This window comes from Bacillus sp. AFS041924 (assembly GCF_002577195.1).
Classification (GTDB): domain Bacteria; phylum Bacillota; class Bacilli; order Bacillales; family Bacillaceae_G; genus Gottfriedia.
Genome location: NZ_NULG01000125.1, coordinates 11,915 through 24,999, shown reverse-complemented (window position 1 = coordinate 24,999; position 13,085 = coordinate 11,915). Strand labels below are relative to the sequence as shown.

The following is a 13,085-nucleotide window of genomic DNA, read 5'->3' as shown; positions in this document are numbered from 1 at the left end:
ATGAAATACAATTTTATTGTGGGAGCTTCGGATAAAGAGTTAGAGTAAAATCATCTAATTTTTGATTTGGTTCTTTCTTGTATATAACTTTGATTAAAACGGATTTAAGTAGTCGATTTTTAAGCTCTATATCAGTAGTTTGGAAATATAAATCTAGCACTTTTTCAATGTTTGGAATCACTTGTTCATTTAACTGCTCTCGATTGTTAGATTTTAACAGTTCATTCGAAATTGAGGTCTTACTATCTGAAAGCTCTTTTAGTCGATTAGAAAGGATCTCAGAACGTTCAAGATAGATCGATTCATCATAAATACCTCGTTCTAATAAATTATATAAATTATTTTTTTGATTTGTTAATTCAATCAAATCCATCTCAATTTGTTTAAGTGCATGCTTTTTTAAATGAATAACTTCGTCAACGTCCTGATCAGTTTGATTCGTAAAACTTAATTTATATTCTTTTAACCAGATTTCTAACGCTTGAATGAGCCTTTCTTCAATTAAATGAGTATAGGAAGATCTTGTATTGCAGCGGTTATTTGTACACACGATTTGTCTAGGCTTTCCTTTTGGATAACGCTGCTGTAATTTTGAATCGCATTTACCACAAAAAAGTAAACCAGCTAATTGATTACTTAATTTACTATTATAAGGTGCATGGTATCGACTATTTAATATATCCTGAGCTAATTGGAATACTTCTACATCAATGATTGCTTCATGTTTCCCATCAACGATTAACCATTCAGATTTTGGTTTCCGAATCCCCTTACTCGACTTTTTATTCCAGGTTACTTTCCCGATATAGATAGGATTTTTGATCATCTCTAAGATTGAGTGATAACTCCATTTTTTTCCTGAAAAAGATGGTATATTCATTTGATTTAAACGGTTAGCGATTTCAGATGCGCCAATCAATTCCTTTGTATACCACTCAAAAATACTTTTTATTACCTTTGACTGTGCACTATTAATTTGTAATGAGCGGAATTCCTTTGTTTCATATATTTCGTATCCATACGGTGCGAAGGTGCCAAGATAATTCCCTCTTTGGACAGATAAAACTCGACCTCTTTGAAGTCTACGAGTTATTATTTTTAATTCCTTTCGGGCCATGAATGCTTCAAATTCACTATATTCCTCATCGAACTCATCATGGAGATCATATGTCTTTCTAGGTGTTATGATCTTTGTTTTAGACGATTTAAAGGTTTCTAATATGATTCCTTGTTCCTTCATATTACCGCGACCAAGACGGTCCATATCCATGACAAGAACTCCATCATATTTAAATTCTTCAACTTCTTGTAAAAGCTTTAACATTTCGGGACGATAGACAAGTGATTCACCAGAAGCAATTTCCTGTCGAATCCGAATGATGTTTAAATTATTTTCTTTAGCGAATTTTAGAAGCTGCTCTTTATGTTTTGATAAAGTCTCACCTTCCCCTCGAGCCTCTGCATCTAAATCAGCTCGACTTTTACGCAAGTACAATGCAATTCGTTCCATTTTATATCACCTCATAGACTATATATATGACTAATTAAGGAATTAATTAATTGTTGAACATAACACTTAACCTATAAAAATAGTGGTTAGTCCGTAATCAGGTTAAACATACAATTAATTATGGGGGTGGTGATACTGAGTAAACAAACAGAATATACTGCTACCTATCAATTTGGAAAAACAAAAGTTAATATGATTGGGCCAAATGATGTTTCAGAAGAAGAGATAAATAAAATACTTGAGGAGATCCATACAATTGGTCGGAAGATTATTAAACAAGAATTTTATAAAAATGAAACTAAATAATGTATTGAATGTGCACCTAAAAGGGTGCTTTTTTATTTAGTTAGATTTAATCATTTTTTTGTCCATTTCTAACGGTAAAAAACTAAATATGCAATCATTTTGACGGAAGATATAATAATGTGAATGACGATTAATAATTTTTGATAATACTGCATAACCAAATAAAGCAAATTTACTTGAAGTGTTTATTACTGAGACAGATTATTCAAAAATCTGTCATTTTTTTTACATAACGGTAGTAATTATAGTGATAGTGATTCTAAATCTTCATCAAAGAGAGGAATGTTGGTTATTATCGAATATCATTTAAAAAAACAATTTTTCACAAAGGAAAAACTGATTGATCGTAAGCATGCTGAACAGCTAATAATGAATGTAAGAAATAAAGATGTGGTGGAACTAGCATATAATAACTGGACTTTAGATCAGGCTAAAGGTGTAGTGGCTATTAATCTTACTAATGGTGAATTAATCGGCTATTCTGTTAGTAATGAAACAAATAGACAAGAAAACGATTATGAGATTATTATTTTTGAACTAGATGCTAATGTTGATGTTGAAGATGTTACTGTTTTAATGGGGAATATCGGAGTTAGGGCCGTCCGAACTTTTTTTGAAATTGACGATGAAACATTTTCTAAAAATATGTTGTTTTGGACTGAATGCTATTTACGGTTTCATAATTTGACGATTCAAGCAATTAGAAAGCGATTTTTAAAGGTGTTATTTACGGATTATAAACAAGCTTTTTATAATACTTGCATAAAAAAACAACTTGATTATGCATATGCAAACTATTTTGTTAATCATAATCAATAAGTTGAAATACTTCTTTAAGCTTACTGTTATATCCCCTAATAAATCCTTTAAGAGACTCCTTTTGATCTCAATTTTTTTGTGTCCCAGACCAATGATATTCCTTTTAAACAGGTATTATCCTCTAAGTCATAATTTAATGCGTTTAATGAGTACAAAAAATATCTATTTTATTCCATTTGGCCAAGATGATCCAGTAAAAAAACCAAATTCATTAGTGGCAAGAATGGAAGCATTACTTGACACAGTGAAATCTTCTATTGAAGGAAAACAACTTCAACCTGTATTAGTTGAAAAATATCGTGATCTACAATAAATATTTTAGAAAAAATAGGACTGAACTATTTTTTCTATGTTAGAATGAAGAAAATTGAGTATGTGTCATTAAGATACATACTCGTTACTATGAAAAGAATTATTCAAGTGAAAACCTTTGAATATCAACTTCATTTGACGTAAACTATTTATTAAAAGTGAAAATAGGGATGGTGCAAAAAAGTGGGGAATAAACAAAGTTATGTAGTAGCTGTAGTTGGAGCAACTGGAGCAGTTGGTCAACAAATGATTGCAACATTAGAAAAAAGAAATTTTCCAATAAAAGAAATTAAATATTTATCTTCAAAACGTTCTGCAGGTACAAAACTAACATTTAAAGGTGAAGAGGTTATCGTTCAAGAAGCTACTCCGGAAGCTTTTGAAGGTGTTGATATTGCTTTATTCAGTGCTGGTGGCTCTGTATCGAAGGAACTAGCTCCTGAAGCAGTTAAAAGAGGAGCAGTTGTAGTAGATAATACAAGTGCATTCAGAATGGCTGAAGATGTACCTTTAGTTGTACCTGAAGTAAATGATAAAGATTTATTTAATCATAAAGGTATTATTGCTAATCCTAACTGTTCAACAATTCAAATGGTTGTTGCTCTTGAACCAATTCGTCAAACAATTGGATTAAATAAAGTAGTAGTATCTACTTATCAAGCTGTTTCAGGTGCTGGAGTTACTGCAATTGAAGCATTAAAGGAACAAGCACAAGCATTCTTAAATGGCGAAGAAGCAACTCCATCAGTATTACCAGTAAAAAGTGGTGAGAAACATTATCAAATTGCTTTTAACGCAATTCCACAAATCGACGTATTTACTGAAAATGGATATACTTATGAAGAAATGAAAATGATTAATGAAACAAAAAAAATCATGCATTTACCTGAATTACAAATTAGCGCAACTTGTGTAAGACTTCCTGTAATTTCTGGTCACTCAGAGTCAGTTTACATCGAAGTTGATAAAGAGGTATCAGTAGCTGAGCTAAAATCACTTTTAAGTGATGCACCTGGTATCGTTTTACAAGATGATCCAGATCAACAGTTATACCCAATGCCATTTTATAGTATTGGAAGTAATGAAGTATATGTAGGACGTATCCGTAAAGACTTAGATAATCCATTTGGATTCCATTTATGGATCGTTTCAGATAATCTATTAAAAGGTGCTGCTTGGAATTCAGTGCAAATTGCTGAAAGATTAATTGAGTTAAGCATCATTTAGTGAAAACTGCTAGAGAGGTGCAAGAATGAAAATATTAGTCCAAAAATTTGGTGGGACTTCAGTTCGTGACGAAAATGGAAGAAAGCACGCACTTAAGCATATAAAAAGCGCATTAGAAAAAGGATATAAATTAGTAGTAGTTGTATCTGCAATGGGCCGAAAAGGTGAACCGTACGCAACAGACACACTTTTAAATTTAGTTGGTGCGAAAAAAAGTAAGGTAACACAAAGAGAACTTGATTTATTAATGTCATGTGGAGAAACAATTTCATCAATTGTATTTTCAAATTTATTGAATGAAAACGGTATTCATGCCATGGCAATGACAGGCGCATCAGCAGGTTTCCGAACAAATGATGAATTTGGTAATGCAAAAATTCTTGATATGAAATGTGGCCGTTTACTTAAAGAATTAGAAAACTTTGATGTTGTAGTAGTTGCAGGGTTCCAAGGATCAACATCTAATGGTGATATTACGACATTAGGTAGAGGTGGTAGTGATACTTCTGCATCTGCTCTTGGTGTTGCTGTCGGTGCAGAAACAATTGAAATCTTTACTGATGTTGAAGGTGTAATGACAGCAGATCCAAGAATTGTAAAGGAAGCAAGACCACTGTCCGTTGTTACTTATGCAGAAATTTGTAATATGGCATATCAAGGAGCAAAAGTAATTCATCCTAGAGCTGTAGAAATCGCGATGCAAGGGAAAGTACCGATTCGAATTCGTTCAACGTATTCAACTAGTTTAGGCACGCTTGTAACATCGAATCCAACTCAACGTATTATTGGTGAGGGTATTCAAGATCGTTTAATTACAGGAATTGCGCATGTACCAAATGTTACTCAAATTAGAGTAACATCAAAGGAACATACATTTGATTTGCATTCTCAAGTTTTTAAAGCAATGGCTAATAAAGGAATAAGTGTAGACTTTATTAATATTTCACCTAATGGTGTAGTCTACACTGTAAGTGATGAGGTTGCTTCAAAAGCTGTTGATGTATTAAAAGGAATAGGCTATGAGCCATCATACACAACAGGTTGTGCAAAAGTATCAATCGTTGGGGCTGCAATTGCAGGAGTACCTGGTGTAACTTCAAAAATTGTAACTGCACTTGCTGAAAAAGGTATTCAAATTTTACAATCGGCTGACAGTCATACGACAATTTGGGTGCTTGTAAAAAATGAGGATATGATCGAAGCAGTTACTGCACTTCATGATGCATTTGAACTAAGTTCAGTTAAAGTGGATTAATATTTGATCGGAGTGGAACAATGAGCAGATTTGGTAAGATTTCAACAGCGATGGTAACACCTTTTGATTCAAAAGGAAATATTGATTTTACAAAAACAACAAAGCTTGTGAATTACCTGATAGAAAATGGAACTGATTCAATCGTAGTTTGCGGTACTACTGGCGAATCACCAACATTAACTTCTGAAGAAAAATTAGCGTTAATTAGTCATGTTGTTTCAACTGCTAATGGAAGAGTACCAGTAATCGCGGGTACAGGAAGTAATAATACTCGCGAAACAGTTGAATTAACGAAAAAGGTTTCTGCTTTAGGTGTAGACGCAATAATGGTTGTTGTTCCTTATTATAATAAACCGAACCAAGAAGGACTGTATCAACACTTTAAAGCAGCAGCTGAAAGTACTGAACTGCCTGTAATGCTTTATAATGTACCAGGTAGAACAGTTGCCAGCCTTACTGTAGACACAGTTGTAAGACTAGCAGAAATCGAAAACGTAGTTGCAATTAAAGATGCGACTGGTAACTTAAGTATCATGACTGAAATTATCGATCGTACTCCTGAAGATTTTGAATTATATTGTGGAGATGACGGTTTAACGTTACCTGCATTTGCAATTGGTTCAAAAGGAACTGTTTCAGTAGCATCTCACGTGTTAGGAAATGAAATGCAACAATTAGCTGAATGCTTCTTCACAGGAGACATGGCTAAAGCACAATTCTTACACCGTAAGCTATTACCGTTATTTGAAGGGTTCTTCATGGCTCCAAGCCCAGGTCCAATCAAGACAGCTTTACAAATGAAAGGTCTAGATGTAGGTGGAGTTCGTTTACCACTTGTACCACTTTCAGAAGCTGAACGCACAACATTAGGCATACTCATTAACAAATTAGACGAAGCACTACAAAATAATTAATAACAAAACCACTTATGTACAATCCAATTTTGGATGAACGTAAGTGGTTTTTTGTTGCACTTATTAGTCTATATAATATGATTTCTATTATTGAATCACAATAAATGGCCTCATCATTTCATAGTCCTCGTGTTCTAACATATGACAGTGCCAAACATATAACCCTGTGAAAGGACCAAATTTCATTATGATTCTAGTTACTTGGTTTGGATAAGATTGAACAGTGTCCTTCCATCCATTTTCTTGTGGTTCAGGTGGAATTGCTGGCCCTGTATAATGAATTACCCTTTCTTTTTTATATTTTTCTATATCAAAATTTCTCCGGTCTAAGATTTGGAAATCAATTAAGTGAAGATGTATAGGATGAGCATCAGGCGTTAAGTTAATTAAATACCATATTTCGGTCGATCCTAGCTGTGGGGTTTCTGAAATAGGAGCATCCCACTTTTTATTATCCAATAACATAATTTCTCGTCCAAACTGATCCATCGTGTGATTTAATGTGAGGTAACGCGACATGGAAGCAGACCGTGCATTTAATTTTGGAACATCCTGCAAATATCTGGGAATCATACTTGTATCTATATTTGACAAGTCCAAGGAAACTCTAAATTGCATCACCGTACCTGTGTTTTCATCAACAGTTTTTCCGTTTGGAAATGGAGCGGGTGCATCATTTGTCATCATAATATACTTTCCTTCAAGATTCGTAAAATCGATAATTACTTCAGCACGTTCCGCAGGTGATAACATAAGTTCATTTATTCCTACCGGATGCTGAATGAATCCCCCATCTGTAGCGATTTGATACATAAGTTGACCAGAATCTAGCTTAATCCGAAAAAATCGCGAATTAGAAGCATTTAGTAGTCTAAATCGATATTTTCTTGGTTCTACATTAAAGTATGGATGCACTTTACCATTTACAACAACTGTATCTCCAACAAATTCAGGGAGAATAGACGTTTGTAATTCTTTGACGGGTTTATCTGGTTGACTAGGATACAAAAGCGAACCATCGTAATGAAAACTTTTATCTTGAATCAATAGTGGGACATCATATTTCCCATTCGGTAAATTTAATCTATGTTCATTTTGATCACTGATTAGATAAAATCCGGCCAGTCCCGCATAAACATTGAGTCTAGTAATCCCAAGTGCATGATCATGATACCAAAGAGTGGAAGCACAGTCGCAATTATCGTATCGATATATTTGTTTGGTAAAATAACGCCCAACTTGTTTAAAGTCCTTTGTAAACCAAGCTTCAGGATAGCCATCGCTTGCTGATTCAACACAAGCACCATGAACATGCACTACCGTGCGTACGTCAGGCACATCCTTATGAGCACCGTGAACCGTATAGTCTATAGGAAACAAGTGCTGATCAGGGAGATTATTAATCCATTTAATAAACACGATTTCACCTGATTCAACTCGAATTGTCGGTCCTGGGAAACTACCCTCGTAGCCCCATACAGTTGTGTCATTTAACTCGCTATGAAATGATTGATTAAACTCCGTCATTCTTACTTCATAATAAGTATAAAATTGATCTTTCCAACGAGGTTTTAAAATGGGCGGAATGGGGAGTTCATCTACAAATTTAGAGAGAATCATTTTATTTGAACGTTCTTTATTACTATTCCATTGGTTACTAGATGTGTAATTACATTGTTCTTCATAATAGCTATTGGGAGGTGTACGTTTTATGGAAAAGTTTTTCAAGTCATGAGACTCTCTTTCATTTATATTCATTCAGATCCCCCTTTTCTAAATTATTCATATTCTCCATTTAACTAAAAATTGACCTTTCAATAAGTAAAAAATCCAAAGGGGAAAATAATTGATTGAGAATTATGCGCATTAATTTTAAAAAAGTGCTGTATTAAGGAGCTTTACATGTAATAGGAAAGGTACTTGGAGATGTTTAAACACTGGTGCCACTTCCAGAAACTGAAGGCACAACGTTAAATTTATAAATGAACCAATTAGGTGAAGTTTTATATTATATATAATAAAACCACTTATGCACAATCCATTTTACTGGGATGACATAAGTGGTTTTGTTATTGTGTTGCTATAGTATCATTTCAGTAAACCATTTCATGTGAAGAGTAAAATAAGTAAATTTTACTTTGAAATTAGTAAAATTTTCCAATGGGTAGCTACATAATCGCCATGAACTTTGTCCACATATATTGCTTGTACAGGCAATTTTAAAACTTTGTTACTAATTAATAGTGAATAGTTTTTTACCGTTCCATTACACACACCCAGAGACAAACATTAATACTCTCATAAAACCCAATAAATCCATGCGAAATATGCTCTAAAAGAAATCCCATCCCGTACTTTTCATATCAATCAATTGTTTAATCTACATTGTGTTTAAACAATAACTATTCTAAAACAAATTTAAAAATAAGATGCCTAAGTACAAACTGGAAAGAGGAATAAAAATGTCAACTTTTGATCCAAGAAGAAAACGTATCCCTTTTTATAAAGTTGCTAATAAGTTTAGCAGTCCAACTGATAATAGTAATATTGAAGGTAGTGCAAATAATACTAATTCAACCGATAGCGATGATAATGTCATTAATATAAATACAAGTAAGTCATCTGATAGCAATACTAATGTTAGTAATAAATTAAGCAATTCTACTGATAAGAATGTTATTGATAGTAATTTTAATGTAAGTAGTTCTTTTGATAGCAGTTTCAATGGTGTAAGTATTTATGATACTGATCTTACTAATTGTAAGATTATCAATTGTAAGATTACCAATTGTAAGATTACTAATTGTGAGATTTCTGATAGTATTATCACAAATAGTACTATTTTGGTTTGTATTGTAATGAATAGTACTCTGTCTAATAGCGGTATTACGGATAGTAGCATTATTGATAGTAGTATAATTGATGGCAATGCTAAAGATAGTAATGCCACAGATAGTAACTCTACTGATAACAGTTCTATTGATAACAATTCCATTGTTAATAATGCTACTGATAACAGTTCTACTGATAACAAAGCTACTGTTAACAATTCAACTGTTAACATTTCAACGGTTAACATTTCTTCTGAAAACAATTCCACTGAGAATTTTTCCACTGATAGCAACTCTTCTGACAGTAGTCCGCCTGATAGTATTGTAATCGATAACAATTCAACTGACAGTATTACCATTAAACATGGTAAAGACGGTTTTACAATCAATATTCCAATGAAAAATTATCATAATCATCTAAATCAAGAAAGTGACGCAGTTGTAAAACCAAAAGAAGAAAATACAGTTATTGATTTGCAAATAGATGAAAAAGACGAATATGTAAACCAGGATGAAATAAATTCGAACCAAGATTCGATTGTAAACGATAATAAAGAATAATAAGTTTATTATTTAAATTATCAGTTTTCATGAACTTTCATTTTCTTTCATTTTCCTCTGAATATACAAAATCGATACTTAGCTAAGTTTCGGCTTTGAATTACATGATTCAATAATTTAGTCTTATTTTAAAAAAAACATCAGTTTAAAAAAATTAAAATGAGAATGAGTTTTTCGACCATGCAAACAGTAGTTAAGTTAAATAGAGCCATACTATTGGCTCTATTTTTGTTTAAATAATTATCAAGGAAAGTTAAATAAAAAGTGGGATACATAAAGTAGATGGAAAAATTACAAAGTCGTTCATTTAGAAAAAATCAACTATTCTTCATTTTTAATGAACATCTTTGAAGTGAAAATTGATTATATCATACCTTAAGTAATTCGATTTTCCTATTTAAGGAAGAATGTATCTTGTTTTACTTGTTCCGTCTAGGATATAATGTTTGTAAGATTTTGAACGGTCTGTAAATTTAAAGAATTAACTAGGAGGAACAGGTTGTGGTGAAGGAAATGAAGGAACATGTAAAAGTTTTTGCCCTTGGTGGGGTAGGTGAAATCGGAAAAAACATGTATATAGTCGAAGTTGGAGAATTGATTTACGTGCTAGATGCAGGTTTAAAATTTCCTGACCAAGAAATGTACGGAATAGATCATGTCATACCTGATGTAAGTTATTTAGAAAAAAACGCTCATAAAGTAGTAGGGGTTTTTATCACACATGGACACGAAGATCATATTGGTGCGATTCCATATATTATGAATAAACTTCCGGAAGTAAAGTTTTACACGAATAAATTGGCTTATCTATTTATTAGAGAAAAATTAAGTGAAAAAGGCATTAAAAACCTTGAGCAATTTGAACTATATGACGAAAGCACTTTATTAACATTTGAAAATAGCTCAATTAGTTTCTTTAGAACTACTCATAGCATACCTGACTCATTTGGATTTTGCGTAAATACACCACAGGGAGCAGTAGTTTTTACAGGAGATTTCAAGTTTGATCAATCGAAAAGCCCTTATCCAGGTGCTGATTTAGGAAAACTAGCATTAATAGGTGATAAAAGTGTATTATGTTTACTTTCTGATAGCACAAACGCAGAAAGACAAGGATTTTCGGGGTCTGAGAAGAAAGTAGCGGAAGAAATTAAAAAAGAAATAATAAATGCAAAAGGTAGAGTTTTAGTAGCTTGCTTTTCTTCAAATATTTATCGAATTCAACAAGTTATTAACGCAAGTGTAGCGGCTGAGCGAAAACTAGCAGTAGTCGGTAGTAGCATGATGAAATCGATTGAGTTGGCTAAGGAATTAGATTACTTATCAATCCCTGAAGATTTAATGATTTCTGTAGTTGATACAGATAATTATAAAGAAAGAGATATCGTCATTTTAACGACAGGTACTCAAGGAGAACCAATGGCAGCTCTTTCTAAAATCGCAAAAGGTACTCATAAACAAGTTTCAATCCGAAAAGGTGACACAGTTTTAATGGCAGCAACACCGATCCCAGGGAATGAAATGTTAGTAGCAACATCTGTTAATCTATTATTTAGAGCAGGGGCAAATGTTATTTATGGTTATAAAAAAGTACACGTATCAGGTCATGGATACGAAGAAGAATTAAAGTTAATGCTTGAATTGATGAAGCCTAAATATTTCATACCAGTTCATGGTGAATATAGAATGCAAAAAGCACATTCTCATATTGCAGAAGAAGTAGGGATTGCTAAAGAAGATATATTTATAATTGAAAAAGGAGACGTTGTCTCGTTTAAAAATGGTCAAGCTACTCGAACTGAAAAAATTGAGGTTGGTAACGTTTTAATTGATGGAATTGGTGTTGGGGATGTTGGAAATATCGTTTTACGTGATCGTAAGCTACTTTCTCAAGATGGAATTCTAATAGTGGTTGTAACATTTAATAAGCAAAAAAGGGCGATCATTTCCGGTCCAGAAATTATTACTCGTGGATTTGTTTATGTTCGTGAGTCAGAAAAATTAATAACTAGATCAACAGAAATCGTAAAAGACATCACTGAAAAAATGTTACAGAATGACCAAATTGAATGGACATTATTAAAAAATTCAATTAGAGATGGTTTAAGCGCTTACTTATATGAAGAAACAAAAAGAAGACCGATGATTCTTCCGATCTTAATGGAAGTGTAAATTTAATGAAAAGATGTACTTCTTCTTCTAAAATGGGTATGATTTCCTTCTTATTTTCACATACTAACTTGTATGAAAAATGATAGGGGGAACCGTTTTGACAAATTCAAATAATGAAACACCTATTCCGAACGAAGAAGCACCTCCAAAGCCAAATGATCAAAAAGATATGAGTATTGTTGAAAAAATTCAGCAATTAGGACAAACAAATGTTCCAACAAGTAATGATTCAAAAATTCATTGTCTAACGATTATTGGACAAATTGAAGGTCATGTAGCATTACCACCTCAAAATAAGACAACTAAATATGAGCATTTAATACCTCAATTAGTAGCAATTGAACAAAATCCTAAGATTGAAGGATTATTAATTGTTCTAAATACAGTCGGTGGTGATGTAGAAGCTGGACTTGCTATCTCAGAAATGATCGCAACTTTAACGAAACCTACCGTTTCAATCGTTTTAGGAGGAGGACATAGTATTGGGGTACCAATAGCAGTAAGCACTGACTATTCATTTATTGCTGAAACAGCTACAATGACGATCCATCCAATCCGTTTAACTGGTTTAGTAATAGGTGTACCACAAACATTTGAATACCTTGATAAAATGCAAGAAAGGGTAACTCGTTTTGTTACAAAGCATTCAAATATTACTGAAGAGCGTTTCAAGGAACTAATGTTCACAAAAGGTAACTTAACTAGAGATATCGGCTCAAATGTAGTAGGTGGAGACGCAGTAAAATATGGACTAATTGACGATGTTGGTGGGATAGGTCAAGCACTAAGTAAATTACAGGAATTAATTGACGAAAGAAAAGAAAATTCTACTAAAGAGGAGAATGAATTTTGATTCTTTATACAATTATGCCACTTGAATCGATTTTTCCTATTGATCAGCAGGAATATACTTCTGAGCAATTTATGGAATACAATGGTGTTCCAATGATGGTTGATTGTGTAGGAGGAGCAGCTTTTGAAATTAAAAGAATTGTTAGCACTGATCCTCAGCATTTTATGCAATATTCACCTGGTCAAAGAATTTTAGTTCTTCCAACTTGAGGTAATTATTAACAATACATGGTAAACATATGTTCTGATATGTTATAATAAATTCAATTTAAGAAAGCAGCCAAAAGGCTGCTTTCTTTGGCGAATCAGTATATTTAGATGGGGGT

At 32.9% G+C, this 13,085-nt stretch carries 11 protein-coding genes and 1 pseudogene; 10 read left to right on the top strand and 2 right to left on the bottom strand.

Annotated features, from left to right (window positions below):
- Window positions 1-13 precede the first annotated feature (13 nt).
- Window positions 14-1,510: a recombinase family protein gene (locus COC46_RS20205; RefSeq protein WP_098811699.1), complete on the bottom strand. Its 1,497-nt coding sequence runs from the start codon at window positions 1,508-1,510 to the stop codon at window positions 14-16.
- 129 nt (window positions 1,511-1,639) lie between these two features.
- On the opposite strand from COC46_RS20205, the gene COC46_RS20200 reads away from it, so the two are divergent.
- The 6 genes and pseudogenes from COC46_RS20200 to dapA all read left to right on the top strand — a co-directional run bounded on the left by COC46_RS20200 (window position 1,640) and on the right by dapA (window position 6,343).
- A complete protein-coding gene (locus COC46_RS20200; protein ID WP_098811698.1) occupies window positions 1,640-1,816 on the top strand; it encodes a cell division protein FtsZ in 177 nt (58 codons plus the stop codon).
- 285 nt (window positions 1,817-2,101) lie between these two features.
- Window positions 2,102-2,635 carry a Rossmann-fold NAD(P)-binding domain-containing protein gene (locus COC46_RS20195; RefSeq protein ID WP_098811697.1) on the top strand — a complete coding sequence of 178 codons (534 nt, stop codon included), beginning with the start codon at window positions 2,102-2,104 and terminating at the stop codon, window positions 2,633-2,635.
- Between the two features lie 130 nt (window positions 2,636-2,765).
- Window positions 2,766-2,948 (top strand): annotated as a pseudogene (spoVFB, locus tag COC46_RS20190) (dipicolinate synthase subunit B); the annotation flags it as partial.
- 182 nt (window positions 2,949-3,130) lie between these two features.
- Window positions 3,131-4,174, top strand: a complete 1,044-nt coding sequence (gene asd / locus COC46_RS20185; RefSeq protein ID WP_098811696.1) for an aspartate-semialdehyde dehydrogenase — start codon at window positions 3,131-3,133, stop codon at window positions 4,172-4,174.
- Window positions 4,175-4,199: 25 nt separating this feature from the next.
- Window positions 4,200-5,429: an aspartate kinase gene (gene dapG, locus COC46_RS20180; protein ID WP_098811695.1), complete on the top strand. Its 1,230-nt coding sequence runs from the start codon at window positions 4,200-4,202 to the stop codon at window positions 5,427-5,429.
- Window positions 5,430-5,449: 20 nt separating this feature from the next.
- On the top strand, window positions 5,450-6,343 hold the full coding sequence (dapA, locus tag COC46_RS20175) for a 4-hydroxy-tetrahydrodipicolinate synthase (protein ID WP_098811694.1): 894 nt from the start codon (window positions 5,450-5,452) through the stop codon (window positions 6,341-6,343).
- 87 nt (window positions 6,344-6,430) lie between these two features.
- Here dapA and COC46_RS20170 read toward each other — a convergent pair whose 3' ends face one another.
- Window positions 6,431-7,963 (bottom strand): multicopper oxidase family protein, encoded by a 1,533-nt coding sequence (locus tag COC46_RS20170; protein ID WP_098811722.1) that lies wholly within the window; start codon window positions 7,961-7,963, stop codon window positions 6,431-6,433.
- A gap of 842 nt (window positions 7,964-8,805) precedes the next feature.
- Here COC46_RS20170 and COC46_RS20165 point away from each other — a divergent pair.
- The 4 genes from COC46_RS20165 (at window position 8,806) to COC46_RS20150 (ending at window position 12,969) form a co-directional block, all read left to right on the top strand.
- Complete coding sequence (locus tag COC46_RS20165; RefSeq protein ID WP_098811693.1) at window positions 8,806-9,735, top strand: hypothetical protein; 930 nt, start codon at window positions 8,806-8,808, stop codon at window positions 9,733-9,735.
- A 501-nt stretch (window positions 9,736-10,236) separates the two neighbouring features.
- Window positions 10,237-11,907 carry a ribonuclease J gene (locus COC46_RS20160; protein ID WP_098811692.1) on the top strand — a complete coding sequence of 557 codons (1,671 nt, stop codon included), beginning with the start codon at window positions 10,237-10,239 and terminating at the stop codon, window positions 11,905-11,907.
- Window positions 11,908-12,076: 169 nt separating this feature from the next.
- Entirely contained in the window at window positions 12,077-12,760 is a 684-nt protein-coding gene (locus COC46_RS20155; RefSeq protein WP_255294986.1) for a ClpP family protease, read from the top strand.
- On the top strand, window positions 12,757-12,969 hold the full coding sequence (locus COC46_RS20150; protein ID WP_098811690.1) for a YlzJ-like family protein: 213 nt from the start codon (window positions 12,757-12,759) through the stop codon (window positions 12,967-12,969). Before COC46_RS20155 ends, COC46_RS20150 begins: the two co-directional genes overlap by 4 nt.
- The last annotated feature ends 116 nt before the right edge of the window (window positions 12,970-13,085 follow it).

What these genes read in the sequence shown, in the direction of transcription:
- COC46_RS20205 (WP_098811699.1), bottom strand. Translation starts at nt 1,510, where the DNA reads ATGGAACGAATTGCATTGTACTTGCGTAAAAGTCGAGCTGATTTAGAT.
- dapG (WP_098811695.1), top strand. Translation starts at nt 4,200, where the DNA reads ATGAAAATATTAGTCCAAAAATTTGGTGGGACTTCAGTTCGTGACGAA.
- dapA (WP_098811694.1), top strand. Translation starts at nt 5,450, where the DNA reads ATGAGCAGATTTGGTAAGATTTCAACAGCGATGGTAACACCTTTTGAT.
- COC46_RS20170 (WP_098811722.1), bottom strand. Translation starts at nt 7,963, where the DNA reads ATGATTCTCTCTAAATTTGTAGATGAACTCCCCATTCCGCCCATTTTA.
- COC46_RS20165 (WP_098811693.1), top strand. Translation starts at nt 8,806, where the DNA reads ATGTCAACTTTTGATCCAAGAAGAAAACGTATCCCTTTTTATAAAGTT.
- COC46_RS20155 (WP_255294986.1), top strand. Translation starts at nt 12,077, where the DNA reads ATGAGTATTGTTGAAAAAATTCAGCAATTAGGACAAACAAATGTTCCA.